At 63.6% G+C, this 24,094-nt stretch carries 27 protein-coding genes; 14 read left to right on the top strand and 13 right to left on the bottom strand.

The window, feature by feature from the left end:
- Window positions 1–13 precede the first annotated feature (13 nt).
- Both LB566_RS20755 and LB566_RS20760 read right to left on the bottom strand, forming a co-directional pair.
- Entirely contained in the window at window positions 14–1,015 is a 1,002-nt protein-coding gene (locus LB566_RS20755) for an LLM class flavin-dependent oxidoreductase (RefSeq protein ID WP_224626455.1), read from the bottom strand.
- A gap of 110 nt (window positions 1,016–1,125) precedes the next feature.
- Window positions 1,126–2,295: an AI-2E family transporter gene (locus tag LB566_RS20760; protein WP_224626459.1), complete on the bottom strand. Its 1,170-nt coding sequence runs from the start codon at window positions 2,293–2,295 to the stop codon at window positions 1,126–1,128.
- Between the two features lie 293 nt (window positions 2,296–2,588).
- Here LB566_RS20760 and LB566_RS20765 point away from each other — a divergent pair, with 293 nt between their 5' ends.
- Both LB566_RS20765 and LB566_RS20770 read left to right on the top strand, forming a co-directional pair.
- The gene (locus tag LB566_RS20765; protein ID WP_224626462.1) at window positions 2,589–3,155 is read left to right on the top strand and encodes a carboxymuconolactone decarboxylase family protein; all 567 of its coding nucleotides are present in this window, start codon (window positions 2,589–2,591) and stop codon (window positions 3,153–3,155) included.
- Window positions 3,156–3,241: 86 nt separating this feature from the next.
- Complete coding sequence (locus LB566_RS20770; protein ID WP_224626466.1) at window positions 3,242–4,102, top strand: helix-turn-helix domain-containing protein; 861 nt, start codon at window positions 3,242–3,244, stop codon at window positions 4,100–4,102.
- A 45-nt stretch (window positions 4,103–4,147) separates the two neighbouring features.
- On the opposite strand, the gene LB566_RS20775 is transcribed toward LB566_RS20770, so the two are convergent.
- Entirely contained in the window at window positions 4,148–5,206 is a 1,059-nt protein-coding gene (locus LB566_RS20775) for an LLM class flavin-dependent oxidoreductase (protein WP_224626469.1), read from the bottom strand.
- A gap of 220 nt (window positions 5,207–5,426) precedes the next feature.
- Between LB566_RS20775 and LB566_RS20780 the strand changes: the two genes are divergently transcribed.
- Window positions 5,427–5,855, top strand: coding sequence for a DUF6481 family protein (locus LB566_RS20780; protein WP_140551615.1), 429 nt, complete (start codon window positions 5,427–5,429; stop codon window positions 5,853–5,855).
- Window positions 5,856–6,039: 184 nt separating this feature from the next.
- On the opposite strand, the gene sugE is transcribed toward LB566_RS20780, so the two are convergent.
- Both sugE and LB566_RS20790 read right to left on the bottom strand, forming a co-directional pair.
- Complete coding sequence (gene sugE / locus LB566_RS20785; protein WP_140491423.1) at window positions 6,040–6,354, bottom strand: quaternary ammonium compound efflux SMR transporter SugE; 315 nt, start codon at window positions 6,352–6,354, stop codon at window positions 6,040–6,042.
- A 249-nt stretch (window positions 6,355–6,603) separates the two neighbouring features.
- Window positions 6,604–6,804: a hypothetical protein gene (locus LB566_RS20790; RefSeq protein WP_181172521.1), complete on the bottom strand. Its 201-nt coding sequence runs from the start codon at window positions 6,802–6,804 to the stop codon at window positions 6,604–6,606.
- A 200-nt stretch (window positions 6,805–7,004) separates the two neighbouring features.
- Here LB566_RS20790 and LB566_RS20795 point away from each other — a divergent pair, with 200 nt between their 5' ends.
- Both LB566_RS20795 and LB566_RS20800 read left to right on the top strand, forming a co-directional pair.
- Window positions 7,005–7,958, top strand: coding sequence for a cation diffusion facilitator family transporter (locus LB566_RS20795; protein WP_140551616.1), 954 nt, complete (start codon window positions 7,005–7,007; stop codon window positions 7,956–7,958).
- Between the two features lie 125 nt (window positions 7,959–8,083).
- Window positions 8,084–8,488, top strand: a complete 405-nt coding sequence (locus LB566_RS20800) for a GFA family protein (RefSeq protein WP_224626472.1) — start codon at window positions 8,084–8,086, stop codon at window positions 8,486–8,488.
- 20 nt (window positions 8,489–8,508) lie between these two features.
- Here LB566_RS20800 and LB566_RS20805 read toward each other — a convergent pair whose 3' ends face one another.
- The gene (locus LB566_RS20805) at window positions 8,509–9,795 is read right to left on the bottom strand and encodes a DNA recombination protein RmuC (protein ID WP_224626475.1); all 1,287 of its coding nucleotides are present in this window, start codon (window positions 9,793–9,795) and stop codon (window positions 8,509–8,511) included.
- Window positions 9,796–9,898: 103 nt separating this feature from the next.
- Here LB566_RS20805 and def point away from each other — a divergent pair, with 103 nt between their 5' ends.
- From def to truA, 4 genes are read left to right on the top strand one after another with little or no spacing between them, the layout of a single operon-like run.
- On the top strand, window positions 9,899–10,429 hold the full coding sequence (gene def, locus LB566_RS20810) for a peptide deformylase (RefSeq protein WP_056573548.1): 531 nt from the start codon (window positions 9,899–9,901) through the stop codon (window positions 10,427–10,429).
- 6 nt (window positions 10,430–10,435) lie between these two features.
- Complete coding sequence (gene fmt, locus LB566_RS20815) at window positions 10,436–11,371, top strand: methionyl-tRNA formyltransferase (RefSeq protein ID WP_224626478.1); 936 nt, start codon at window positions 10,436–10,438, stop codon at window positions 11,369–11,371.
- Window positions 11,368–11,874 carry a GNAT family N-acetyltransferase gene (locus LB566_RS20820; RefSeq protein WP_140551620.1) on the top strand — a complete coding sequence of 169 codons (507 nt, stop codon included), beginning with the start codon at window positions 11,368–11,370 and terminating at the stop codon, window positions 11,872–11,874. The genes fmt and LB566_RS20820 overlap by 4 nt, the downstream gene beginning before the upstream one ends.
- 23 nt (window positions 11,875–11,897) lie before the next feature.
- On the top strand, window positions 11,898–12,647 hold the full coding sequence (gene truA / locus LB566_RS20825; RefSeq protein ID WP_224626481.1) for a tRNA pseudouridine(38-40) synthase TruA: 750 nt from the start codon (window positions 11,898–11,900) through the stop codon (window positions 12,645–12,647).
- On the opposite strand, the gene LB566_RS20830 is transcribed toward truA, so the two are convergent.
- Together LB566_RS20830 and dapE are read right to left on the bottom strand one after the other, a co-directional pair.
- On the bottom strand, window positions 12,635–13,264 hold the full coding sequence (locus tag LB566_RS20830; RefSeq protein WP_224626485.1) for a transporter: 630 nt from the start codon (window positions 13,262–13,264) through the stop codon (window positions 12,635–12,637). The two genes, truA and LB566_RS20830, sit on opposite strands and share 13 nt — an antisense overlap.
- 5 nt (window positions 13,265–13,269) lie before the next feature.
- Window positions 13,270–14,463, bottom strand: a complete 1,194-nt coding sequence (gene dapE, locus LB566_RS20835) for a succinyl-diaminopimelate desuccinylase (protein WP_224626488.1) — start codon at window positions 14,461–14,463, stop codon at window positions 13,270–13,272.
- Window positions 14,464–14,591: 128 nt separating this feature from the next.
- On the opposite strand from dapE, the gene LB566_RS20840 reads away from it, so the two are divergent.
- Window positions 14,592–15,629: a 2-dehydropantoate 2-reductase gene (locus LB566_RS20840; protein WP_224626491.1), complete on the top strand. Its 1,038-nt coding sequence runs from the start codon at window positions 14,592–14,594 to the stop codon at window positions 15,627–15,629.
- Between the two features lie 73 nt (window positions 15,630–15,702).
- Here the strand turns inward: LB566_RS20840 and LB566_RS20845 are convergent, their stop codons facing one another.
- The gene (locus LB566_RS20845) at window positions 15,703–16,080 is read right to left on the bottom strand and encodes a DUF805 domain-containing protein (RefSeq protein WP_224626494.1); all 378 of its coding nucleotides are present in this window, start codon (window positions 16,078–16,080) and stop codon (window positions 15,703–15,705) included.
- Between the two features lie 142 nt (window positions 16,081–16,222).
- On the bottom strand, window positions 16,223–17,077 hold the full coding sequence (gene dapD, locus LB566_RS20850; RefSeq protein ID WP_224626512.1) for a 2,3,4,5-tetrahydropyridine-2,6-dicarboxylate N-succinyltransferase: 855 nt from the start codon (window positions 17,075–17,077) through the stop codon (window positions 16,223–16,225).
- A 146-nt stretch (window positions 17,078–17,223) separates the two neighbouring features.
- On the opposite strand from dapD, the gene LB566_RS20855 reads away from it, so the two are divergent.
- Entirely contained in the window at window positions 17,224–18,069 is an 846-nt protein-coding gene (locus LB566_RS20855) for an LOG family protein (RefSeq protein ID WP_224626515.1), read from the top strand.
- 115 nt (window positions 18,070–18,184) lie between these two features.
- Here the strand turns inward: LB566_RS20855 and LB566_RS20860 are convergent, their stop codons facing one another.
- Complete coding sequence (locus tag LB566_RS20860; protein WP_224626518.1) at window positions 18,185–18,895, bottom strand: pyrimidine 5'-nucleotidase; 711 nt, start codon at window positions 18,893–18,895, stop codon at window positions 18,185–18,187.
- A 161-nt stretch (window positions 18,896–19,056) separates the two neighbouring features.
- Between LB566_RS20860 and LB566_RS20865 the strand changes: the two genes are divergently transcribed.
- The 3 genes from LB566_RS20865 to LB566_RS20875 all read left to right on the top strand — a co-directional run bounded on the left by LB566_RS20865 (window position 19,057) and on the right by LB566_RS20875 (window position 21,592).
- Window positions 19,057–19,818 carry a GGDEF domain-containing protein gene (locus LB566_RS20865; RefSeq protein ID WP_140551628.1) on the top strand — a complete coding sequence of 254 codons (762 nt, stop codon included), beginning with the start codon at window positions 19,057–19,059 and terminating at the stop codon, window positions 19,816–19,818.
- 167 nt (window positions 19,819–19,985) lie between these two features.
- Window positions 19,986–20,156: a hypothetical protein gene (locus LB566_RS20870; protein ID WP_140551629.1), complete on the top strand. Its 171-nt coding sequence runs from the start codon at window positions 19,986–19,988 to the stop codon at window positions 20,154–20,156.
- Window positions 20,153–21,592, top strand: a complete 1,440-nt coding sequence (locus tag LB566_RS20875; protein WP_224626521.1) for a GMC oxidoreductase — start codon at window positions 20,153–20,155, stop codon at window positions 21,590–21,592. The genes LB566_RS20870 and LB566_RS20875 overlap by 4 nt, the downstream gene beginning before the upstream one ends.
- Before the next feature lie 136 nt (window positions 21,593–21,728).
- Here the strand turns inward: LB566_RS20875 and LB566_RS20880 are convergent, their stop codons facing one another.
- Together LB566_RS20880 and LB566_RS20885 are read right to left on the bottom strand one after the other, a co-directional pair.
- The gene (locus tag LB566_RS20880; RefSeq protein ID WP_224626551.1) at window positions 21,729–22,703 is read right to left on the bottom strand and encodes an amino acid ABC transporter permease; all 975 of its coding nucleotides are present in this window, start codon (window positions 22,701–22,703) and stop codon (window positions 21,729–21,731) included.
- Window positions 22,700–24,004, bottom strand: coding sequence for an NAD(P)/FAD-dependent oxidoreductase (locus tag LB566_RS20885; protein WP_224626554.1), 1,305 nt, complete (start codon window positions 24,002–24,004; stop codon window positions 22,700–22,702). The genes LB566_RS20880 and LB566_RS20885 overlap by 4 nt, the downstream gene beginning before the upstream one ends.
- Window positions 24,005–24,094: the final 90 nt, after the last annotated feature.

Raw genomic sequence — 24,094 nt, forward strand, 5'->3', positions numbered from 1 at the left:
CGAGCTGGAAATCTCACGCTGCTTGCGACAGCGATTTATGGGCGTCAGCCAGGATTTCGAAGGACCTCACCCGAGCCGCATGGTCGAATATCTGCGCGGTGACCATCAATTCGTCGGCGCCGGTGCGGCGAACGAAGGCGTCGATGCCTTGCCGCACCGTTTCCGGCGAGCCGACGACGGCGCAGGACAGCGCCTGGCCGAGCATGGATTTGGCCATCGGATCGAGATCGCGGTCATAGTTCTCGACCGGTGGCGGCAATTTTCCGGGGCGCCCGGTGCGCAAATTGACGAAGGCCTGCTGCAGCGAGGTGAACAGCAGCCGCGCCTCCTCGTCGGTGGGCGCGGCAAAGACGTTGAGGCCGAGCATGACATAGGGCTTGTCGAGCTGTTCCGACGGCTGGAAACGCGAGCGGTAGATGTCCAGCGCATGGTCTAGCTCGGCCGGCGCGAAATGCGAAGCGAAGGCGTAGGGCAGGCCGAGCATGGCGGCAAGCTGGGCGCCATACAGGCTGGAGCCGAGAATCCAGACCGGCACGGTCTGGCCTTCGCCCGGCACGGCGCGCAGCCGCTGGCCCTCTTCCGCCGGCAGGAAATAGCCCATCAGCTCGACGACGTCCTGCGGGAAATTGTCGGCACCGGCCTCGAGATTGCGGCGCAAGGCGCGCGCCGTGTTCATGTCCGTACCGGGCGCCCTGCCGAGGCCGAGATCGATGCGGCCCGGGAACAAGGCAGCCAGCGTGCCGAACTGCTCGGCGATGACCAGCGGCGAGTGATTGGGCAGCATGATGCCGCCGGCGCCGACGCGAATGGTCCTGGTGCCGCCCGCGACATGGGCGATGACGACCGAGGTGGCGGCACTTGCGATGCCGGGCATGTTGTGATGCTCGGCCAGCCAATAGCGCTTGTAGCCCAGCCGCTCGGCATGGCGGGCAAGATCGAGCGAATTGGCCAGCGACTGCGAGGCATCGCTGCCTTCGACGATCGGCGACAGGTCGAGGACGGAAAGTTCGGTCATGGACGACATCCTTTGAGGAAATCGGATGTAGGAAGTGCCGGCCTGGGTCGCAAATTCAAATTCTTGAACCTGACTTTTCGCAACGGCGAGCATGCCGGGCCTGGAGTAGCTTACCCTTTCGCGTTTGCCGGCGCCGGGCCCTCCTCGTCCTCGAGAGTGATGGTATGCTGAGCGGCGAGAAAATTGCCGACAGGGCTGAGCCCGTCGAAGTGATCGCAGAACACCTTGATGACGACCAGCAGCGGCACCGCCATCAGCGCACCGACGAAGCCCCACAGCCATGACCAGAAGGCAATGGCGATGAAGATCGCCACGGCGTTGATCTCGAGCCGCCGGCCGACAACCATCGGCGTCACGAATTGGCCTTCGACGACGTCGCACAAAATCAGGAAGGCAGGCGCCAGCAACGCATAGGAGATCGTGTCGAAGCTGATCAGCGCGATGATCGTGACCACGATGAGCGTGATCATCGCCCCGACATAGGGCAGGAAATTGAGCAGAGCGGCCGTGGCGCCCCAGACGAACGGATTGGGCATGCCGAGCGCCCACAGGCCAAGGCCGATGACCGTGCCGAGACCGATATTGATGATGGTGACGGTGAGCAGATAGTGCGAGATTTCCTGCTCCACGTCGTAAACGACACGCAGCGCCCGCTTCTTCTCGGTGAGGCTGGCGAAGGACTGGATGATCTTTTCGTAGAACATCGTGCCCGAAGCGAGCAGGAACAGTGACAGCACGAAGATGATGGTCAGGCTTGTTCCCGCCGAGAGAATGTTCGAGGCCGCCGACGACAGGAAGCCAGACTGGGCTACCGCTACTTTCTGTATGCCCGGCTCCTGCGACGTCTCGGTGAGGCCTTCGATCTGATGTGTAACCTCCATGATCCTCTCGAGCGGAGGCCGCAAATGCGCCAGCCGCTCGGTCAACCGCTGGCCGATCGACGAGGTGTTGTTGATGAGATCGATCACCGGGCCGCTCAGCAGGTAGCCGGCGCTGGCGAAGAGGCAGAGGGACAGAAGCACCAGAAGCGTCGCCGAAATCACCTCGGGGATGCCGCGCTTGCGCAGAAGCCTGACGATCGGCGTCAGCGTCAATGCCAGCAGAAAAGCCAGTATGACCGGCATGAAGAAGGCACGGGCGAAATAGAGCGCATAGACGGCCATGAAAATGAAGATGCCGACGAGCAGCGAGCGTATCAGATGGGTGTCGGCGCGGGCGACGATGCGCGCCTCTTCTGCTTCGGCAACGCCCGCGACCGAAGCGGTGGGGTCAGCTTTCATCACGGTCCCTCGGCGGCGCACCGCAATAGGCGCAACCGCTGACGAAAACGCCCCTGCCGCTCCAAGGTTCCGTTAGCCGGCGTCGAGGAACCCCGACATTGAGGACCCTTGCCGCACGGCTTTGCACCAGCTTCGGCTCACGTCGGAGCGTTGCGTATTACATGCCATGTAATTGAACGCGCGCAGCCGGCGGGCCCAATACGAGCAGGTTTTCGCAACCGCAGAGCGGGAAAGCCGGCGCGGCGAGGACGTCGTGCGCGCAATCACATCCAATTTTGGAAGAGGACGTTACGATGCAAAGATTCACCCTTCAAACGATCGAGTCGGCGCCGGAAAAATCCAGGCCCGCGCTGAAGGCGCTGGAAGAGAGATTTGGCTTCCTGCCGAACGTCATGGCGACGATGGCGAACAATCCGGTCCTTCTCAACGGATTCGTCAACAGCTTCGGCAGTTTTCATGGCGGCAGCTTCGACGAGATAGAAAAGCAGGTCCTGCTCTTGACCAACGCGGTCACGATCAAGTGCCCCTGGACGGTTGCCGCGCACTCGACATTCGCCATCGAGGACGGCATTGCCGAGAGCGAAGTCAAGGCGATCCGCGACGGCGGACTGCCGAAGGACCCGAAATACGCAGCACTCTCGGCGCTGACAAAGGCACTGATCGAAAACAAGGGAAACGTGACCGACGCGGACATCGACAGGTTCACCTCGGCGGGCTATTCGAAGCTCCAGATCCTTGAAGTCGTAACCGGCGTGGGCGTTTCCACGATGGCTGCAACGACGACGAACATGGCCGGCACCCCGATCGAGGAACGCTTCCAGCCGCAGGCATGGTCGCCTCCCTCGGCGATGGCGGCTTGAGCCGAATGACGGCGCATGGATCGCCATGCGCCGTCGAACGATACGCGGGTCGGCGCCCATCGTTGGACGGATTGCGAGGATAGTGCATGAGACCGTCGAACCTCAGGACGAGCACAAGGCCTGAGCTGGGCGTGCTCCTGCGTCACTGGCGCGATGCACGCGGCAAAAGCCAACTCGACCTGTCCCTCGATACCGGCATTTCGCAAAGACAGATCAGCTTCATCGAAAGCGGACGCAGCGTGCCCAACCGCGAGACCTTGATGGCGATCGCGCGGGCGCTCGACGTCCCCTTGCGCGATCGCAACATGTTGCTGTTGGCGGCAGGCTACGCGCCGATGTTTTCCGAAAGCGCATGGGACTCGGCTGAAATGAAGAGCGTGATCGGCGCCTTGACGCGCATCTTGCGACAGCATGAACCCTTTCCGGCGCTGGTGATGGACCGGTACTGGAACGTGCTCATGACCAACGAAGCCGCGCCGTTGTTCTTCGGCTGTTTCTTCGACATGGCTGCACGCCAGGGGCCGCGCAACATGCTGCACCTCCTATTCGATCCGGACGGAATGCGCCCATTCGTCGCCAATTGGCCTGAGGTGGCGCAGAGCTTGTTTGAGCGTGTCTACCGCGAATCCATCGGTCGCCTGGTCGATGACAAGACAAAGGAATTGCTGGCGACGCTGCTCGCCTATCCGGATGTGAAAAACGAATGGAAGAACCCGGTGGCGATCGGCTTCATGCCCGTCATTCCGCTCGGATTCATCAGGGAAGACCGTGTCCTGAGTTATTTTTCGATGGTCACCACCGTGGGCACTCCCCAGACTGTTGCCGCCCAGGAGCTTCGGATCGAGTGCCTGTTCCCGGCCGATGAGGCGACCGAGATCCATCATGCCATAATGATGGATGAGGCTCGTGCTGGTGCTGCGCAACGGCCAGGCGAGCACGCCGATTGACGGGCGGCTCTGAGCGAAGCCCGCATCTGCGGGCCTCATTCGAGATCATACGGCAGGCGCCGGGGCCGGGCCGGCGTTGGCCGTCTCCTTGCGCACGATCGGCGCCACCCTGGTGCCGTAGAGTTCGATCGCGTTCATGACCTTGGCATGCGGCATGATGCCGATCGCCATCTGCAGCAGGAAGCGGTCGTTGCCGAAGATCTTGTGCTGGGCGACGATCTTCTCGGCCACCTGCTCGGGATTGCCGACGAACAAGGCGCCGCTCGGGCCGCGCGACTGGTCGAAATGAGCCCGCGAAGTCGGACCCCAGCCGCGCTCGCGGCCGATGCGGTTCATCACCTCGGCCTGCGGGCCATAAAAATCGTCGGCCGCTTTCTCCGTCGTCTCGGCGATGAAGCCATGGACGTTGATGCTGGTGGCAAGGCCCTTCGGATCGACGCCAGCACGCCTGGCGGCCTCGCGGTAGAGGTCGAAGAGCGGCGCGAACCGCGCCGGCTCGCCGCCAATGATGGCGAGCGCCAGCGGCAGGCCGAGCGCGCCCGCGCGGGCGGCGGACTGCGGCGTGCCGCCGATGGCGATCCAGATCGGCAGTTTTTCCTGCATGGGGCGTGGGTAGACGCCGCGATCGTTGATCGGCGCGCGCAGATTGCCCGACCAGGTGATCTTCACCTGATCGCGGATGGCGAGCAGCAGATCGAGCTTTTCGGCGAACAGCTCGTCATAATCCTCGAGCTTGTAGCCGAACAGCGGAAAGGATTCGATAAACGAGCCGCGCCCGGCCATGATCTCGGCACGTCCGCCGGAAAGAAGGTCGAGCGTGGCGAATTGCTGGAAGACGCGGACCGGATCGTCCGAGGACAGGACAGTGACGGCGCTGGTCAGTTTTATGCGCTTGGTGTGCTCGGCCGCCGCGGCCAGCGCCACCACGGGCGCGGACGCGGCATAGTCCGGCCGGTGGTGCTCGCCGAGGCCGAAAACGTCGAGGCCGACCTGATCGGCCAGTTCGATCTCCTCGATCAGGTTGCGCAGCCGCTCGTGCGGGCCGATTGCGCCGGGGCCCGGCTGCGGGCTGACGTCGGCGAAAGTGTAGAGACCGAGTTCCATCTGGTGTCATCCTGGCGTTTGATTTTCGCGCTAGAGGTAGCGATCAGCCGGCATCGCCACCAGAGGGTCCGACTGCGAACAGTGCGTGTCCGTTTCGGCCGCAAAGGCGTCTCCCGGCTGCAACAGCACGGAATTTCATGGCTGGCATACCGTTTTGGCGCTTGAACTCCCGGTTTTCGCGCGTATGTAAGCGTCGCGAATTGACTTCAGGGAAGTGGACTTGGCTATCTACAGGGAAAAAGACATTTTCGAGCGGCGCAACGCCGCGAACGAGGCAAAGAAGGCGCTTCTGGAGCGCTTCAAGTCAAAGCCGGCGGCGGACGATCCCGCAGTGCTGGCGCGACAGGCCGAACGCAAGGCTATCCTTGCGGCGCGTGAGATACGCGAAGCCGAGAAGGCGAGGCTGAAGCAGGAAAGGCTGGCACGCGAGGCAATCGAGAAGGCCGAGCGCGAGGCCGCAGCCGAAGCCGCACGGATCGCGGCCGAAGAGGCGGCGCAGGCGGAAGCCAGGATTCGTGAAGCCGAAGAGGCCGAGCGTATCGCGCGTCTTTTGGCCGACGAGGCCGAGCGCAAGGCCAAGCGCGATGCGCGCTATGCGGCGCGCAAGGCGCGCACCGGCAGGACGCCGCCGGGCTTTACCGGCCGCTAGCCTCAGACCGCCGGAGCAATCTGCTTCGAGGATCAGGGTCGCTGCGAAGCGGCCCTGCATGCGTTTGTCCGCGCGCCAGTTCATGCGATTGCCGGCGCCGGTCGTGATGCGACTTTCGCGGATTGCTCTGTTTGCTTCGACGCAATTCCGGACGGATGCCGCTTCGCACTTCTCCTGGATTGCCTTACGCCGCGAATTTCAGCCCCATAATGCCACAGACGATGAGCGCGATGCAGGCGAGCCTGATCACGGTCGCCGGCTCGCCGAGCAGCCAGATACCGAGCAGCGCCGTTCCGACCGTGCCGATACCGGTCCACACCGCATAGGCGGTGCCGACGGGCAGCGCCTTCAGCGCCAGTCCAAGCAGCGTGAGGCTGACGATCATCGAGGCGACCGTGAGCACGGTCGGGACGAGCCGGGTGAATCCGTCGGTGTATTTGAGGCCTATTGCCCAGCCGATCTCGAACAGGCCGGCGAAAAACAGAAAAATCCACGACATGGGGAACGCTCCAGCCAAGCATCGCACCGGTCTCCGTTTCAGGACAATGCGATACGCGATCGACAGAGCACCGCGGCAGCCGTCCGGCTGCCGATGCCCTATCAAACAATGGGCGGGTCGTCCCGACCGGATTTCAGAAGATGTGGGGTCGTCCCGCACCAGATATGGAGTGTCTTAACGTCCGATCAACAGACTGCCGGCGGTGTTTCGAACGCCGCCGGCGAACTCCGTCCCGAGGCACGCGAAAGCCTATTTTTCCTTAAGCCTCGTTGCCTTGACCGGCGGCGCCTTGAGCGTGGGAGCAGCGGCTGGCTTCTTGGCATCCTTCTTAGGCTTGCGGGCTTCCTTGCCTGCCTTCATCGCACCTTTTGCCATGATTCGTTCCTCCAATTGCGGGAAGCGAAGTGAAACAAGAGAAATGCCTCTAGGCAAGGGGCTGTTCGCGGTCATGGCCGCGAAAATCCGGCAACCTGTTTCGAGGGCCTTTATGAATCTCAACCGGCGCGCACGGACTTGAACGGATGGGGGTTGATGCGTCGTGGATGGCCGGGGAATTTCGCGGGCCGGCAGCACGATCTCAAGGAAATCGGGTCCCACTTTTCCTGGAATTGCTCTAGACTTCGCGCGTCGGACAGGACGACAGGGAAGCAATGGCGGGACATGGCGGCTCTCGAACGGTCATCTACGCGGCGCTCGCCGGCAATCTCGCGATCGCGCTGACCAAATTCGCCGCGGCCTTCTTCACCGGCAGTTCGGCGATGCTTTCGGAGGGCGTGCATTCGCTGGTCGATACCGGCAATGGCGGTCTGCTGCTGTATGGCATGCATCGCGCTGCACGCCCGGCCACCCGCGCGCATCCGCTCGGCCATGGCCGCGAGCTCTATTTCTGGAGCTTCATCGTGGCGCTTCTCGTCTTCGCGCTCGGCGCCGGCGTATCCTTCTACGAAGGCGTGACGCACATCATTGCGCCGCAACCGGCCGCCAATGTCAGGGTCAACTACATCGTGCTCGGCCTGTCGTTCCTGTTCGAGGGCAGCTCATGGCTGGTGGCGCTGAGGGAATTCCGCCGGCAGAAAGGCCGGCAGGGCTGGCTGCAGGCCGTGCAATCGAGCAAGGATCCAAGCGTCTACACGGTGCTGTTCGAAGACAGTGCCGCGCTTCTCGGCCTGATCGTCGCCTTTGCCGGCATATTGGCGGCGGAGATTTTCGAGATGCCGGAACTGGACGGCGTCGCCTCGATCGGCATTGCTCTGATCCTGGGTGCGACCGCGGCCTTCCTGGCGCGTGAAAGCAAGGGGCTGCTCATCGGCGAGCCTGCTTCACCGGAGGTGCAGAAAGAAGTGCTGGCGATCGCCCAGCAGGATCCGGCCGTGCAGCGGGCGAACGGCGTGCTCACGGTCCACATGGGGCCGGAAGAGATCGTCGCCGGCCTGAGCATCGAATTCGAGGACCATCTGTCGGCACCGGAAATCGAAGCCTGCGTCGAGCGCATCGAAGCGCGGTTGAGGAAGGAAATGCCCGAGATCACCCGGCTGTTCGTCAAGCCGCAGACGTCAGGCACCTGGGAACAGCGGCGCAAGCTGATCGAATCCGCATCCGAGTAGAGCTTGAACATGGTCTCGAGACCGCGTTCCACCTCTCGCGATCATGCCTCTGGATCAGCGTCGCGTCGTTGCCTTGCGCCGCTGCGCCGCTAAGATCGGCCGATCGAATTCTTGGAGGACTGATTATGAAGATCGACGGCGGCTGTCATTGTGGCGCCATCACCTATGAGGCGGAGGTCGAGCCGGAAAAGACCTCGATCTGCCATTGTACCGATTGCCAACAGCTGACCGGCACGGCCTTTCGCGTCACCGTTCCGGCATCTGAAGATCACTACCGGATCACCAGGGGTACGCCGAAGATCTACATCAAGACCGTGGCAAGCGGCGCCAAGCGCGTCCAGGCCTTTTGTGGCGACTGCGGCTCGCACCTTTACGCCACGTCGGTCGGAGATGGCCCCAAGGTCTACGGCATTCGCGTGGGAACCGCGCGGCAACGCCAGGATTTGATTCCGACACTGCAAAAATGGCACCGCTCGGCGCTTCACTGGCTACCTGAATTTCAGGGCATGACCACAGTGGAGGAGCAGTAGCGCCGGCCCGGTGCGGCGCCTCATTCGTCGCCTTCGACGACCCTCAGCCTGAGCTGGCCGGTCTTTGAATCGGCAACGCGCGGGGAATCGACAACGCGCGGGCCGGGTTCGGGCTTGGCAGGGGCTGGTGACGCGATATCAGGGCCGGCTTCGCCACCGGGCTGCGCACCGAACTCCAGAGCTTCGATCTTCTGGCCGCGCTTGGTCACCTTCGACGTCGAGACGAGGATGTCGTCTATATCCTTGGCCGACTGGGCAAAATGGCCCTGCAATTTGCGCACTCGCTCGTCGACGCGCGAAACATCCTCCATCAGCCGGATCACCTCGCCCTGGATCAAGTGTGCCTGCTCGCGCATGCGGGCATCCTTGAGAATCGCCTGGATGACCTGGATCGACAGCATCAGCAGCGACGGCGAGACGATGACGACGCGGGCGCGGTGCGCCTTCTGCACCACCGCCTCGAAATTCTCGTGGATCTCGGCAAATACCGATTCCGACGGCACGAACATGAAGGCGGTGTCCTGCGTCTCGCCCTGGATCAGGTATTTTTCCGCGATATCGCGGATATGCACCTCGATGTCGCGGCGGAAGGCCTGCGCCGCGACCTTCTGCTGTTCGACGCCTTCGGCGGCGCGGATGGCATTCCAGGCTTCCAGTGGAAACTTGGCGTCGACGGCAAGCGACGGCGCGCCGTTGGGCATCTTCACCAGGCAATCGGGCCGGCTGCCGTTGGACAAGGTCGCCTGGAACTCGTAGGCGCCGTGGGGCAGGCCGTCGGCGACGATCGCTTCCATGCGCGATTGGCCGAAGGCGCCGCGCGTCTGCTTGTTGGAGAGGATCGCCTGCAATTGCACGACCTGGCCGGCGAGCGACTGGATATTGCCTTGCGCGGTGTCGATGACGGCTAGCCGCTCCTGCAATTTGGCCAGGCTTTCATGCGTGGACCTGGTCTGCTCGGTCATGGTCTGGCCGAGGCGGCCAGTCATGGCGTCGAGGCGCTGGCCGATCGACTGCGTCAGTTCCGCCTGCCGCGCGCCGAAGACTTCCGCGATGGCGCCCATGCGCCCCTGCATCTCAGCTTGGCTTTGCAATATGCCGGCCATCCGCGCCTCGGCATCGCGGGCATGGTCGGCGGCCTCGGCGGCGGCAATAGCACGCGCCTTGGCCGAGCGCCACAGCGCAACGACAAGCGCCACGAACAGGCCAAGAAACACAAAGGCACCGAAAGCCAGCGCATGGCCGAGCGTGATCGTGGTCGCGCCAAGCCGGGCGACAGGCTCCGAAAGGATGGAGGTCAGGTCGTTCATGCGCACAGCATAGACGATTCGGCCGCCCAGCACAGATCAAAACGTGAACGATCCCCCAGCGCACCGGTTGACGCCCTTTATTCAAGGTCTTAGGTGAGACGCCATGCCGATCAAGCCGCTCATCATCCTTCCCGACCCCATCCTGCGCCAGGTTTCCAAGCCGGTGGAGCGCGTCGATGCACCTTTGCGCAAACTGGCCGACGACATGCTGGCAACCATGTATGACGCGCCCGGCATCGGGCTGGCCGCGATCCAGATCGGCGAGCCGCTGCGCATGCTGGTGATCGACCTCGCCAAGGAGGACGAGACGCCGGCGCCGCATGTCTTCATCAACCCCGAAATCCTGGAAAGCGCCGACCAGCGCTCCGTCTACGAGGAAGGCTGCCTGTCCATCCCCGACTATTATGCCGAGGTCGAACGCCCGGCTTCCGTGCGGGTCAAGTATCTCGACCGCGACGGCAAGCTGCAGGAGATGGAGGCCGAGGGGCTGATGGCGACCTGCCTGCAGCATGAAATCGACCATCTCAACGGCGTGCTGTTCATCGACCACATTTCGAAGCTGAAGCGCGACATGGTGGTGAAGAAGTTCAAGAAGCTGGCCAAGGACAAGGCTCCGGGCAAGCTGGTGGGATAGGGGACAATGCCCCTTCGCGTCATTTTCATGGGGACGCCGGAGTTTTCGGTGCCGACGTTGCGCGCGATTGCCGAGGCCGGACATGAGGTCGCGGCCGTCTACACGCAGCCGCCGCGGGCCGCTGGCCGGCGCGGCCTTGAGCTGACGCCGTCGCCGGTACAGCGCGAGGCGGAACGGCTGGGCATCGAGACGCGCACGCCGACGTCGCTCAAGGGCGAGGCCGAACAGGCAGCTTTTCGCGCGTTGCAAGCCGATATCGGCGTGGTCGTGGCTTACGGCCTGCTTTTGCCCAGGGCGGTTCTCGAGGCGGCGCGACTGGGCTGCATCAACGGTCATGCCTCGCTGTTGCCGCGGTGGCGCGGTGCGGCGCCCATCCAGCGGGCGATCATGGCGGGCGACAGCGAAACCGGCATGATGGTCATGCGCATGGAAGAAGGCCTCGACACCGGCCCGGTGGGGCTGGTTGAAAAATGCGTCATCGAACCCGACATGACCGCCGGCGATCTGCATGATCGATTGATGAGCGTCAGCGCCGCACTGATCGTGGAAGCGCTGGCGCGGCTGGAAAGGAATAGCCTGGCATTCACCGCCCAACCGGTCGAGGGGGTGACCTACGCCAAAAAGATCGATAAATCCGATACGCACGTGGATTGGACGCGACCCGCGGCCGAAGTCCACAATAACATTCGCGGCCTGTCGCCCTTCCCCGGCGCCTGGTGCGAGGTTGAAATCGGTGGCCGGGTGGAACGGCTGAAACTGCTTCGCTCGACGCTTGCGCAAGGCGTGGGCGAACCGGGAGGAATTCTCGACGACCGCCTGACGGTCGCCTGCGGAGCGGGCGCGATCCGGCTGGTCGAAGTTCAACGGGCGGGCGGAAGGCCCGCCGCCGCGCAAGAATTCCTGCGCGGGACCAAGATCGAAAAGGGAATGAAACTGTCATGAGCATGATGTCGATACGCGCGGCGACGCCGCGGGATCGCGAGGCCATCCGCCTCGTCGAGGAACACGCTTTCGGCCAGCAGGCGGAAGCCGGGCTGGTTGACGCGCTGGTTTCCGGCGGCGACGCCGTTGTCGAACTGGTGGCGGAAGAAGACGGGCAAGTGGTCGGCCACATCCTGTTTTCGCGGCTTTTCGTCCGCGCCGGCGGCAAGGATTTTCCGGCGGTGGCACTGGCGCCGCTGGCGGTGGAGCCGTCGTTTCACGGCACCGGCATTGGCGGCGCGCTGATCCGCGAGGCTCACATCCGCCTACGCGACGCCGGCGAGACGCTGGCCGTGGTGCTGGGCGACCCCGCCTACTACAGCCGTTTCGGCTACAGCCATGCGCGCGCCGAAGGCTTCGAGAGCGACTACCAGGGCGAGGCGCTGCAGGCGCTGGCCTGGGGCGACGCTCCCGAAACCGGCCGGCTGGTCTACGCCTCGGCCTTCACCGCACTCGCCGCCTAGGCGAATGCGTATAGCCGCCCGGCATGCCGCGTTTTCGCCTCGACATCGAATATGACGGCAGCCTGTTTGCCGGCTGGCAGCATCAGGCGGACCAGCCCTCGGTGCAGCAGGCGATCGAGCAGGCGATCGAAAAATTCTGCGGCCAGCAGGTCCGCTTGCGCGCCGCCGGCCGTACCGATGCCGGCGTGCATGCGACGGCCCAGGTGGCGCATGTCGACCTGGCCAAGGCCTGGCCGGACGACAAGGTGCGCGATGCCGTCAACGCGCATCTGCAGGCCGCCGGCAATCGCATCGCGATCTTGAAAGCCACGACCGTCGTCGACGGCTTCGATGCCCGCTTCTCGGCCATCGGCCGCCACTATCTCTACCGCATCCTAAACCGGCGCGCGCCCTCGGCCCTGGAAAAGGGCAAGGTATGGTGGGTGCCGAAGCGGCTCGACGCCGCTGCCATGCACGAAGCCGCCAAAGTGCTGCTCGGGCGGCACGATTTCACCACTTTCCGCTCCACGCAATGCCAGGCCGAGAGCCCGGTGCGCACGCTCGACCGTCTTGACGTCAGCCGTTCGGGCGACATGATCGAAGTCAGAGCTTCGGCGCGTTCCTTCCTGCACAACCAGGTGCGCTCGATCGTCGGCTCGCTCAAGCGCGTCGGCGAAGGCGCATGGACGGCCGGCGATCTCAAGGCGGCGCTCGAGGCGCACGACCGCGCCGCCTGCGGCCAGGTGGCGCCGCCCGACGGGCTTTTTCTGGTCGGCGTCGATTATCCCGGATAGAGTCCCGAAAGGCTCTGAGCTCCGGTGTCCGGAACCGTGATTCCAAGCAGCGCCTGCAGCCCGAACAGCACGATCAGCGAAGCGATGAACATGCCGACGAAGACAGCGGTCCCGATTGCGGCACCTCTGCCGATGGTCGCGTTGGTCATGCGCCAGGTCAGCACCATCGAGAGCGCGAACAACAGCAGCGACACAAGGCTGGAGATCTGGCTCGCCGAGGTCAGGAAAAGCCTGATCAGCGCCGACGGCAGCATCAGCCAGGCGGTGATGGCCGAAGCCCAGTTGGAGGCCACGACATAGTGGACGAAGCGGCCGCCGATGCCGGCGCGCGGCGCGACCAGAGCGAGTGCGACCAGAGGCAGCACCCAGGAACCGATATCGACTGTCGCCAGCCGCAACAGCATGCTTAAGCGGCCCGCGAAGGCATCGGGATCGCCGATCTCGTTGGCGATGCCGACCCAGCCGACGATCAATGCCGGCGCCGCGACGACGATGGCGAAAAAAGAATTCCAGAAACCATCGGCAGACAGGTCGAGCAGACGCAGGCCATCGGCCCTGCCGAGCATCAGTCGCCAGGCGCCGGTCAGCGAAACTTGGGTCTCGTCCGCCGAAAGCATGCTGCTCAGTCCTGTCCGAACCAGTCTTCGATGAAGCGCTGATAGATTTGCGTCAGCGTCTCGAGATCGGCAAGGGCGACGCGTTCGTCGACCATGTGCATGGTCTTGCCGACCAGGCCGAATTCGACCACCGGGCAATAGTCCTTGATGAAGCGCGCATCCGACGTGCCGCCGGAGGTGGACAGCGCCGGCGCTCTGCCGACCACCGTCTTGACCGAGCCGCTCAATGTCTCGATCAGCCGGTCGTCGCGGGTCAGGAAGACATGGCTCGGCCGGTCGCGCCAGACGAGGTCGTAGTCGACCGACATCTCCTTGCCCGGCCGGTATTTCTTGCGGCCCGCCGCCTGGTCGAGACGATTGTGGATTTCGGCCTGTATGGTCTCGGCAGTCCAGCTGTCGTTGAAGCGGATGTTGAAGGTGGCGGTTGCCTTGGCTGGAATGACGTTGGTGGCCGGGTTGCCTACGTCGATGGACGTCACCTCCAGATTGGTCGGCTGGAAATCCTTCGTGCCCTCATCGAAGACGGGATGCAGCAAAGCATCGACCAGGCTCATCAGCCCGCGTACCGGATTGTCGGCAAGCAAGGGATAGGCGACATGGCCCTGACGGCCATTGACGGTGATGTCGCCCGACAGCGAGCCGCGCCGACCGATTTTTATCATGTCGCCGAGCGCAGCCGGGTTGGTCGGCTCGCCGACGATCGATGCATCCCATTTCTCGCCCCTGGAAGCCGCCCATTCGAGCAGCTTCGTGGTGCCGTTGATGGCCGGGCCTTCCTCGTCGCCGGTGATCAGCAGCGAGACCGAGCCCTTCGGGCCGCCATTCGTCTCGACATGGCGCGCTATCGCGGCGATGAAACAGGCGATGCCGCCCTTCATGTCGACCGCACCCCGGCCATACATCTCGCCATTGGCGATCTCGGCGCCGAAGGGCGGATGCGTCCAGGCGGCTTCGTCGCCGACCGGCACCACGTCGGTGTGTCCGGCGAACATCAGATGCGGGCCATTGCCGGAGCGCCTGGCATAAAGGTTCTCGATATCGGGCGTGCCGTCTTCCGAAAAAATCGGGCGATCGACGAGGAAGCCGAGCGGTTCCAGCATCGTCTGCAATGCGCTCAGCGCACCGCCTTCGGCCGGCGTCACGGAGGCGCAACGGATGAGGGCGGCGAGGTTTGCGGCGGGATCGGTCGGCAGCGTCATGGCAAAAGCGATAGTCGAAAGCTGAAGGCCTGTCACGGCCAGACGTAGGGGCCAGTCCTATGACCGGCGATACCGCCGACATTATGGTTTTCATGTCGTATAGTCGCGGGCCCGGTGCGGAGTAAGAGATGGCAAAGGGGGACAGGAGAATCGTCATTGCCGGCGCCGGCAGCATCGGCTGCTATGCCGGCGGCTGCCTGGCGCTCGCTGGGCGCAAGGTGATTCTGCTGGCCCGGCCGCGCATCGAGGCGGCTCTGCGGCAAGGCGGATTGCGGGTCAGCGACCTTGAGGGCCGCGACCGGCGCCTTGAGCCGCAAGCGCTTGCCGTCACCACAGATCCAACCGCCGCCTTGCCGGAGGCGGACGTGATCCTGGTCACCGTCAAGAGCGGCGCGACGCGGGAAATGGCTGCGCTCATCGCCGCGCATGCCCCGCCGGACGCGGTGGTGGTGAGCCTGCAGAACGGCATCGACAATGCCGACAGGCTGCGCACCGGTATCAGCGGGCGAACAGTGCTGGCGGGCATGGTGCCGTTCAATGTCGTGCAATCGGCCGAGGGCGAATTGCCGCTGCGTGTCCACCGCGCCAGCGACGGCAAGGTCGTGATCGAGGACAGCGATGCCGGTTTGATCAGCCTTCTCGGCGTCGAAGGGCTCCGGGTTGAAGCCCATGCCGACATAAAAGCCGTGCTGTGGGGCAAGCTTTTGATGAATTTGAACAATGCGCTGGTGGCGCTTTCGGGCCTGCCGCTGGCGAGCGAGCTTGCCGACCGGCACTGGCGGCTGATCCTGGCAAGACAGATCGACGAGGCGCTCCAGGCGATGAAGGCGTCGGGCATCGAGCCGGCGCGGATCGCCGGCTTGCGGCCGGCGCTGTTGCCCATGGTGCTCCGCCTCCCCGATTGGCTGTTCAGGCTGCTGGCGCGACGGATGCTGGCCATCGACCCGGAGGCGCGTTCCTCCATGTGGGACGATCTGCAGCGCGGCCGGCCGACGGAGATCGGCGATTTGCAAGGCGCCGTTCTTCGCCTGGCGCAAGAAGCGGGCACACCGGCGCAGACGGTCCAGCGGATCATTGCCCTGGTGCGTGAGGCGGAAGCGGCCGGGCGTGGATCGCCCGGTTTAAGTGCGGATCAGGTCGCCGCGCCTGAAGCGCGTCGGGTCTGAACGACTTCAGGCGACGCGCATCAGGCCTTTGTTTTCATGGATGTCGCCAGTAGCGCATGGCGACATACGGCGCTCAGGGTTCGGCCGGTGCATTGGTGTGCCTGCCATAGCGGTTGGGTCCTGGCTGGCCCGGAAACAGGCAAAGTACAACGAAGGCGACGATCGAGACGACCGGCACGAACAGGACCAACGCCGCGACGCCGGGCTTGTCGAGGTCGTGCAGCCGCTTCACCGCCAGCGCGATGTTCGACCACAGCGAGGCGATGAAGGCGATGAAGAAGACGAACGACCACATATTGCTCTCGGGCGAGCCTTCCGCCACCAGCGTGAAGCGGTAGAGCGGGAAGGCCTGGATGATGGCCACGAGCAGCCCGCCAAGAAAATAGGCCGCGCGGCTGACGCGGCCCGATGTCTTGAAGAAAAGCCAAGTGAGGTTGGATCTGTTAGGCAAGCGGGTCCCGTCCATATTGATTGACACCCCGGGTGCCTTCGAAACTCGTCAGCAGATATTTCCAGTCCATGTCACCCCTCCATGTTGAACCGGCGCGACCGATCGTCGCGCCGGCGGAAGGTGCGCCCGCTTTCCAAAAAGATCAATCGCGCAGCAATTCGTTGATCGACGTCTTGGACCGGGTCTTGGCATCGACCCGCTTGACGATGACCGCGCAATAGAGACTTGGACCCGGCTCATTGTTCGGAAACGGCTTGCCAGGCAGCGAACCGGCTACGACGACGGAATTCGGTGGCACTTCCCCGTAGAAAATCTCGCCGGTGGCGCGGTCGACGATCTTGGTCGACTGACCAATGAAGACGCCCATGCCGAGCACCGAGCCCTCGCGCACGATGCAGCCTTCGACCACTTCCGAGCGCGCGCCGATGAAGCAATTGTCCTCGATAATGGTGGGACCGGCCTGCATCGGCTCCAGCACGCCGCCGATGCCGACGCCACCCGACAGGTGCACATTCTTGCCGATCTGGGCGCAGGAGCCCACCGAAGCCCAGGTATCGACCATGGTGCCCGAATCGACATAGGCGCCGACATTGACGAAGGACGGCATCAGCACGGCGCCTGGCGCGACGTAGGCCGAGCGGCGCACGACCGACGACGGCACGGCGCGGAAACCGGCCTTCTCGAAATCGACGGCGCTCCAGCCGTCGAACTTCGACGGCACCTTGTCCCACCACACGGCCTGGCCGGGACCGCCCTTGATGATCTCCATCGGGTTCAGCCGGAAGGACAAAAGGACGGCTTTCTTCAGCCATTGGTTGACATGCCATTGGCCATCGGCCTGGCGCTCGGCAACGCGGGCGGTGCCGCGGTCGAGCAGATCGAGCGCCGACTGGATGGCATCGCGTGTCTCGCCTCTGGTCGCCGTCGAAATCGCGTCACGTTCCTCGAAGGCCTTGTCGATGGTCTTTTCGAGGCTCGCCAGATCCGGCTTCGACATGAATTCGCTCCATTACCAGGCTGTTAAGGGGCTGAGCCTTAACCTGTTTTGAAAATCGCGCGGACCCTATGTGAAGGCAGAGTAGGGGTCAATCGCGACTGCGCCATGGGACGGCGCAAGTAAATGAAATGGACGGACCTGACATCATGACACCCATGGAAAAGGCGGGCTGGACGCCGCTGCCGCATTCGGACGAGGATCTGGAGCGGGCCAGGAGCGTGCCGGACACGCCGCAGACGCGCGCCGAGACCTACCGCCTGGCGTGGAACGATCCCGACTTCATGACGCGGCGCGAACTGCGCGCGGTCAGGCTGCAGCTCGAACTCCTGAAGCCGGAGATGATCCTGGCCGAGCGCGGTATCCGCTCGACCGTGGTCCTGTTCGGGGGCGCGCGGCTGCCTGAACCCGGCGGCGAGGCCTGGGCTGCCAAAAACGAGACGCAGAAGAAGAACCTCGAGGAAAACAGCAAATATTACGAGGAAGCGCGCAAATTCGCCCGCCTCTGCTCGCAGCAATCGGCCAGTTCATATTACCGCGAATATGTCGTGGTGACCGGCGGCGGGCCCGGCGTCATGGAGGCCGGCAATCGCGGCGCCGACGATGTCGGCGCGCCCTCCATCGGCCTTAACATCGTTCTGCCGCACGAGCAGGCGCCCAACGCCTATGTGACGCCGGAACTCTGTTTCAACTTCCACTATTTCGCCATCCGCAAGATGCATTTCGTCATGCGCGCCAAGGCCGTCGCGGTGTTTCCCGGCGGCTTCGGCACGATGGACGAATTCTTCGAGACGCTGACGCTGATCCAAACCGGGCGCATGGAGCGCGTGCCGGTGATCCTGTTCGGCAAATCCTTCTGGAAACGGGCGATCGACCTCGATTTCCTCGCCGAGCAAGGCACGATCAGTCCCGGCGACCAGGACATCATCGATTTCGTCGACACCGCCGACGAGGCCTGGGGCATCATCAGCCGGTTCTATAAGTTAGGGGAATAGTGAGTAGTGAGTAGTGAGTAGTGAGTAGTGAGTAGTGAGTAGTGAGTAGTGAGTAGTGAGTGATAAGCCGTTTGCAGTCTCTGCTCGCCGCTCAATTTCCACTACTCACTACTCACTACTGCCTTATACCCACGACTATCTCCGTCAGGAATCCGGCGAGGTCGTCGGTGACGAAGTCGACATCATCTTCCTGCGCCCGATCGCGCTCCCAGATTTCGGAGAATGTCGGCTCGAAATTGCGCGGCACCACCAGGACCGTCGTCATGCCCAGCGACTTCGGCACGGCCAGGTTGCGCGCGAGATCCTCGAACATCACCGCATTGTGGCCGGTGACGGCGTGGAGTTCGGCGAATTTCTCGTAGGTCTGGCGCGCCGGCTTGGGGTTGAGCCCGGCGGCGACGATATCGAAGATGTCGTCGAAATGATCAAGGATGCCAAGCTGGCGCGCAGTGCGCTCGGCATGCCTGCGGTCGCCATTTGTGAAGATGAACTTGCGGCCGGGAAGCTGGCGAATGGCGGTGCCGAGGACGGGATCCGGCACCAGCCAGGAATAGTCGATGTCGTGGACCTTCTCGAGGAAATCGTCGGGGTCTATGCCATGGCGCGTCATCAGCCCGTTCAGCGTCGTGCCATATTCCCGATAAAGTTCCTTCTGCAGCTTGCGCGCGTCCTCGCGCGGCAGCGACAGCAGTTCCCCGACATAGGCGGTCATCTTGACATCGATCTGCGAGAACAGATTCGAATGGTGCGGATAGAGCGTGTTGTCCAGGTCGAACACCCAGTCGGTGACATGGGCGAAGCGAGCGGGGTCGGGGTGTGTAGCCATGCGCCCCTTATGGCACGAAACGGACGATCTTGAAGGGGCTTTATCCACAACTTCTACGCGCCGAAAGTGGCAGAAACCGTCTCACCGTTCAAATTTTAGGCATCCTGGAAAGGTGGCCTTCAGGGCTTGCTGGCACAGAGGCGGTCCAGTGGGAGCCAGCGATGAGCAGTATAATTCTGAAGTCCGCCACCATTGCTTTCGTCTCTGTCGCGGTTTCGCTCCTTCTGACCCTGATCATCGTCCCCGCCATGGGATTCCCGGTCAACCGCATGATCTGGCTGACCTCGACATTGTGTCCGCTGGTTCTTGCATGGGCGGCCTGCGCAAGCACGTTCTGGCACAGCGACAGGCTGAAGTCGGCGCATCGCGACCTTGCCCGCACGCACGCCCAGCTTGCCGCAGCGCATCGCCGGCTGGCGGAAAAGGCCAGCCGCGACGACATGACGGGCATGCTCAACCGGGAAAGCTTCTTTGCCGTGCTCAACGGCTCCCGGCACAAGCCCGATCGCGGCGCCTTGCTGATCATCGATGCCGACCATTTCAAGATGATCAATGACAGCTTCGGCCATCTGACCGGCGACGACGCGCTGCTCCTGATCGCCAGCGCCATCAAGCGCGGGGTGCGCGACGGCGACGTCCTCGGCCGCATCGGCGGCGAGGAGTTCGGCGCATTGCTGGTCGGAGCCACGGAACGGGAAGCCAAGCGCGTCGCAGAGCACATTCGCCGCGAAGTCGAGCTGATCCGCTTCCGGCCCGTGGACGAGCGGACCATTCCGCTGACCGTCAGCGTCGGCGGAACCCTCTGCGGCGAAAGCGCCAGCGTGTCGGAGCTGATGCGGGCCGCCGACCGGCGCCTCTACCAGGCCAAACATCGGGGACGCAACCTGGTGATCCTCGACACCGACATCTCCGAGGCGGCCTGAACGGGCTGATCCAGCATATCGGCCTGTTAAGGAGTCTCTAACCCTGTTTGCACTCGGCTGCGCATTGTTCCGGCTTGCGACCAGTTTTGGCATGCTTCTGGCTTCGATGATGAAGCATGTGCCGTTCAGGGAACATGCCTGGATAGAGACCCGTCGAGAGACCTGTCATGAGTTTCCTTATCAAGAAGATGTCGCGCCGAATGATCATGCAGACGCTGATCGCGGTGCCTGCCCTGTCGCTGTTCCGCAAATTGCCCGATGCGGGTTCTTCCGAAGCCGCCCCCGATGAGATCGTCGAGGTTAATGGCTGGATCCTGAAGCGGAGCGACCTGGCATGATCTTCGACAGTTATGAGGCGTTTCTCGCCGCGAATTTCACGCCCAGGGTCTGCGTTCTCGGCTCCGGCCCGGCCGGCACCACGATCGCCAGAAAGCTCGGCGCCGCTGGCATACCGGTCGTGGTGCTGGAGGCCGGCGGCAGGGAGTTCAGCGACACCTCGCAGGATTTCTACCGCGGCACCACGGTCGGCGATTTCTATTTCGATCTCGATATCACCCGGCTGCGGTTCATGGGCGGCAGCTCGAACCACTGGGCCGGCTGGTGCCGCGTGCTCGATAAACAGGATTTCGAGCCGAAGGCGTGGGTGCCGGACACGGGTTGGCCGATCCGGCGCGGTGACATCGAACCCTATCTGGGCGAAGTGCGCGAAATCCTGGAACTGCCGGATTTCCGGCCGGACGCACCGATCTCGGACGACATCCGGTGGGTGCAGCTGATCAAGAGCGGTGCGGTGCGCTTCGCTGAAAAATACGCCGACGAGCTCGAAAAGAGCCGGAACATCGCTGTCGTGCTCAACACCTGTGCCACCGAGCTTGCCGGCGACGGCAGACGCGTGACCGGCGCCAGGCTGTGGTCGCAGGGGCAGGATGCCGGCTTCTTCAGCGCCGACTATTTCATCGTCTGTACCGGGGGGCTGGAGAATTCGCGGCTGCTTTTGTGGTCGAACCACCGCTCCAACGGCGGCGTCGTGCCGAACGCGACGGCGCTTGGCCGCTACTGGATGGAACACCCGACCTTCCAGGGCGGCAACGCCATCCTGGCCGACTATGGCGCATTCGAGGTCGATGCGGTGAACGAGGCCTTCTTCTCGCCGATGCCGGCCGCGATGGAGCGCCTGCGGATCATGAATTTCGGCATCAGGCTGATCGAGACGCCCTATCCGGGCGTCAAGGACCTGATCGCCGATCTCGCCTGTACGGCGCCCAGCATGGCGGAGTGGCTATCGGGCAGGCTCAACCAGAACCTGCGCTGCGCGGCCCAGCTCTATGTCGCCTGGGAGCAGGCGCCGCTGGCCTCGAACCAGGTCGAGCTGTCGAAGACCGTGGTCGACCACGCCGGCGTGCCGCGCATCGAGCTGCACTGGAAGAAATCGGACCTGGAACGCCGCACGCTGCTCGAAGGGCTGAGGCTTTTCGGGACGACGCTGGCCCGGAAGAACCTGGGCCGGGTGCGTATAGCCGACTGGATTTCGAATGGCGGCGACTACCCGACGGACGAGGAGACGGCCGGCCACCATCACATGGGCGGCACGCGCATGGGCACCGATGTCACCAAGAGCGTCGTGGATGCCAATTGCAAGGTGCACGGCATGGACAATCTCTACATCGGCGGCTCCTCGGTGTTCTGCACCTCGGGCCAATGCAACCCGACGACGACGATCACGGCGTTGGCCTGCCGGCTCGGCGAGCATCTCGGCAAGGTGATCGCCGCCTGAAGGTTCCGCAGCCCCGCGAAAATCATCTCATCCCGGCAAGGCCGCGTCACCTGACGGCGCGGCCCCCCGAGCGGCTTAAAAGCCGTAGATGGCGATGCGCACCAGCACGGCGGCGACGTAGCTTTCCCGAATTGCCCTACGCCCGCTGCTCCGAGCGGCCGAAACGCCGTTCGAGATAGGCCTGGCCGAACTCCAGCGTGATCGACAGGATCCAGTAGATCATCGAGGCGGTGATCAGCATCTCGATATGGCGGAACTCCGTCTGGCCCATGGTGCGGGCGAGATACATGATCTCCCAGACGCCGACGACCGACACCAAGGACGAATCCTTCAGCATGGCGATGAACTGGTTGCCGGTCGGCGGGATGATGACGCGCATGGCCTGCGGCAGGATGACCAGCGCCATGGTCTGGCCGGGGCTCAGTCCAAGCGCGGTGGCGCCTTCGCTCTGTCCGCGCGGGATGCTTTCGATGCCGGCGCGGAAGATCTCGGTCATGTACGCGCCATAACACAGCGACAACGCCAGAATGCCGGCCGGCACCGCGCCGATCACGTAGCCGACCTGCGGCAGGCCGAGATAGATGATGTAGATCTGCATCAGCAAAGGAAGGCCGCGGAACAACGAGGTGTAGAAAGTGGCCAGCCCGTACACAATGCCGTTTCCGGTCAATTTGGCGATGGCGCCGACAAGTGCGATGGCTGTCGCGATCAGGATCGAGATCGCCGAAATGTAGAGCGTGGTGGTGACGCCCTGGGTGATCAGGAAGCCGATCTTCCTGGCGATGAAGGCAAGCGACAGGTCGAAGGAATAGAAGAACAGCATCAGGAGCACGAACAGTTCGATCCAGACGCCGACGATCTGCTGTCGCCGGGGCAAAAGCAGCAGCAGTTTGCAATTCACCAGCACAATGAGCGCGATCAGCACTGCGGAAACGGCGCGCGACAGGACAGGGTTGGCCTGCAGCCAGCCGGATGCAACTGGAATCACCGAGCCGATCCAGCTTGACTTGATGCCCATCGCGTAGAGGCCGGCGGCCAACAGCGCCAGCACGAGCGCCGCCGCTGCGCGGCGGGTGATCCCCGGATAGAAGAGCATCAGCCTGCCGATCATGCCGTCACCTTGTCTTTCGTGGCGGCATGACGTTCTCGCCACCAGTCCTGCGCCTGCAATTTCCAGTAGGTGAGTTGCGCGGCCGCCAGGCCGGCGGCGCCGCCTGCCCAACTCAATCCGAATGGTGCGAACTGCCGGTACCGGTCCGAAACGCCCAGAATGCCTTCCGCAACGACTTTTCCGGCGATGGCCGTGGTGTTGAGGCCATGGCCGCCGAAAGCCGTGCAATACCAGACGCCCGGCTGCAATTCGCCGATCTGGGGCATCAGGTGACGGGCATAGGACATCAATCCGGACCAGGCCAGTTCGGTCTTGAGGCCCGCAAGCTGCGGATAGGTCCCGACCATCTCGCGGCGCAATTCGCGCGCCAGCGCGTCGGCGGAAGCGGCGCGCGTGGTGATGCGCCCGCCCCACAACAGGCGATTGCCGCCGTCGACCAGCCGATAATAGTCGCCGGCCCGCCGGTTGTCGCCGACCGCGTCCGTCGTCGCGACGGCTTGCGCGATCAGGCGCGGCGCCGGCTCGGAAATCATCACATAGGTTGCGATGGGAAGGAAGGCGCGGTGGAGCTGACTGAATACCGGGCCGGTGTAGCCGCCGGTAGCCAGCACGACGCGAGTTGCCCGAAGCGTGCCCTCTCGCGTGCGCAGCATCTTTTGCGACCCCGACAGATCACATTGCACGACTTCGGAGCTCTCATGGATGCTGCCGCCAAGCCGCTCGATCTCATCGGCCACGGAACGCAGATAATTGAGCGGATGGATGTGAAAGGCTTTCGGGTCGCGCAGGCCCTGATAGTAGCGAGCCGATTTAAGCACCGAGCGGACGTCTTCCCTGCGCAGATATTGAAGCTCGTATCCGTGGTCGCGCGCCGTCTGGTCGGCATAGGCCTTGAGCGCGTCGCCATCGTCGTAGCGCAAGACGCTGACCAGCCCGTCGCGCGGCTTGGCGGCCGATATGTCGAGCGCCTCGATGGTGTGACGCACGAATTCGACGCCCTCGATCGACAGCCGATGCAGTTGCCGCGCGGCCTCCTTGCCGACGCGCGCGGCAATGGTGTCGCCGCCGGTGGCGAAGCCAGGCGTGACGAAGCCGCCATTGCGGCCGGAGGCGCCGAAACCGACGACCTGGGCCTCGAGCACGGCGACGCGCAGCCCGGAACGCGACAGCTGCAGCGCCGTGGTCAGGCCGGCCAGTCCCCCGCCGACGACGGCCACGTCACAGTGCGCCTCGCCGCGGAGCGGGGGCCTGAGCTTCCGGTCGGTCATGGTGCGGGCGTAATAGGTGTCCGGATAGGCCATCGGCGACTTTCAACTGCATCCCGCTCAGAGTCAGGAAAAGCGCGTAGCGCTTTTCCTGGGGAATTGCGCAAGAACAAAAGTTTAGAGAGG

Origin of the sequence: Mesorhizobium sp. CA13 (assembly GCF_020165235.1) — a bacterium.
In the GTDB taxonomy this organism is placed as follows: Bacteria; Pseudomonadota; Alphaproteobacteria; order Rhizobiales; family Rhizobiaceae; genus Mesorhizobium.

What these genes read in the sequence shown, in the direction of transcription:
- LB566_RS20880 (WP_224626551.1), bottom strand. Translation starts at nt 22,703, where the DNA reads ATGATCGGCAGGCTGATGCTCTTCTATCCGGGGATCACCCGCCGCGCA.
- truA (WP_224626481.1), top strand. Translation starts at nt 11,898, where the DNA reads ATGCCGCGTTTTCGCCTCGACATCGAATATGACGGCAGCCTGTTTGCC.
- LB566_RS20795 (WP_140551616.1), top strand. Translation starts at nt 7,005, where the DNA reads ATGGCGGGACATGGCGGCTCTCGAACGGTCATCTACGCGGCGCTCGCC.
- LB566_RS20885 (WP_224626554.1), bottom strand. Translation starts at nt 24,004, where the DNA reads ATGGCCTATCCGGACACCTATTACGCCCGCACCATGACCGACCGGAAG.
- def (WP_056573548.1), top strand. Translation starts at nt 9,899, where the DNA reads ATGCCGATCAAGCCGCTCATCATCCTTCCCGACCCCATCCTGCGCCAG.
- LB566_RS20830 (WP_224626485.1), bottom strand. Translation starts at nt 13,264, where the DNA reads ATGCTTTCGGCGGACGAGACCCAAGTTTCGCTGACCGGCGCCTGGCGA.
- LB566_RS20790 (WP_181172521.1), bottom strand. Translation starts at nt 6,804, where the DNA reads ATGACCGCGAACAGCCCCTTGCCTAGAGGCATTTCTCTTGTTTCACTT.
- LB566_RS20765 (WP_224626462.1), top strand. Translation starts at nt 2,589, where the DNA reads ATGCAAAGATTCACCCTTCAAACGATCGAGTCGGCGCCGGAAAAATCC.
- LB566_RS20760 (WP_224626459.1), bottom strand. Translation starts at nt 2,295, where the DNA reads ATGAAAGCTGACCCCACCGCTTCGGTCGCGGGCGTTGCCGAAGCAGAA.
- LB566_RS20870 (WP_140551629.1), top strand. Translation starts at nt 19,986, where the DNA reads ATGAGTTTCCTTATCAAGAAGATGTCGCGCCGAATGATCATGCAGACG.
- fmt (WP_224626478.1), top strand. Translation starts at nt 10,436, where the DNA reads ATGCCCCTTCGCGTCATTTTCATGGGGACGCCGGAGTTTTCGGTGCCG.
- LB566_RS20855 (WP_224626515.1), top strand. Translation starts at nt 17,224, where the DNA reads ATGACACCCATGGAAAAGGCGGGCTGGACGCCGCTGCCGCATTCGGAC.
- dapD (WP_224626512.1), bottom strand. Translation starts at nt 17,077, where the DNA reads ATGTCGAAGCCGGATCTGGCGAGCCTCGAAAAGACCATCGACAAGGCC.
- LB566_RS20800 (WP_224626472.1), top strand. Translation starts at nt 8,084, where the DNA reads ATGAAGATCGACGGCGGCTGTCATTGTGGCGCCATCACCTATGAGGCG.
- dapE (WP_224626488.1), bottom strand. Translation starts at nt 14,463, where the DNA reads ATGACGCTGCCGACCGATCCCGCCGCAAACCTCGCCGCCCTCATCCGT.
- LB566_RS20805 (WP_224626475.1), bottom strand. Translation starts at nt 9,795, where the DNA reads ATGAACGACCTGACCTCCATCCTTTCGGAGCCTGTCGCCCGGCTTGGC.
- LB566_RS20755 (WP_224626455.1), bottom strand. Translation starts at nt 1,015, where the DNA reads ATGACCGAACTTTCCGTCCTCGACCTGTCGCCGATCGTCGAAGGCAGC.
- LB566_RS20875 (WP_224626521.1), top strand. Translation starts at nt 20,153, where the DNA reads ATGATCTTCGACAGTTATGAGGCGTTTCTCGCCGCGAATTTCACGCCC.
- sugE (WP_140491423.1), bottom strand. Translation starts at nt 6,354, where the DNA reads ATGTCGTGGATTTTTCTGTTTTTCGCCGGCCTGTTCGAGATCGGCTGG.
- LB566_RS20860 (WP_224626518.1), bottom strand. Translation starts at nt 18,895, where the DNA reads ATGGCTACACACCCCGACCCCGCTCGCTTCGCCCATGTCACCGACTGG.
- LB566_RS20770 (WP_224626466.1), top strand. Translation starts at nt 3,242, where the DNA reads ATGAGACCGTCGAACCTCAGGACGAGCACAAGGCCTGAGCTGGGCGTG.
- LB566_RS20840 (WP_224626491.1), top strand. Translation starts at nt 14,592, where the DNA reads ATGGCAAAGGGGGACAGGAGAATCGTCATTGCCGGCGCCGGCAGCATC.
- LB566_RS20865 (WP_140551628.1), top strand. Translation starts at nt 19,057, where the DNA reads ATGAGCAGTATAATTCTGAAGTCCGCCACCATTGCTTTCGTCTCTGTC.
- LB566_RS20775 (WP_224626469.1), bottom strand. Translation starts at nt 5,206, where the DNA reads ATGGAACTCGGTCTCTACACTTTCGCCGACGTCAGCCCGCAGCCGGGC.
- LB566_RS20820 (WP_140551620.1), top strand. Translation starts at nt 11,368, where the DNA reads ATGAGCATGATGTCGATACGCGCGGCGACGCCGCGGGATCGCGAGGCC.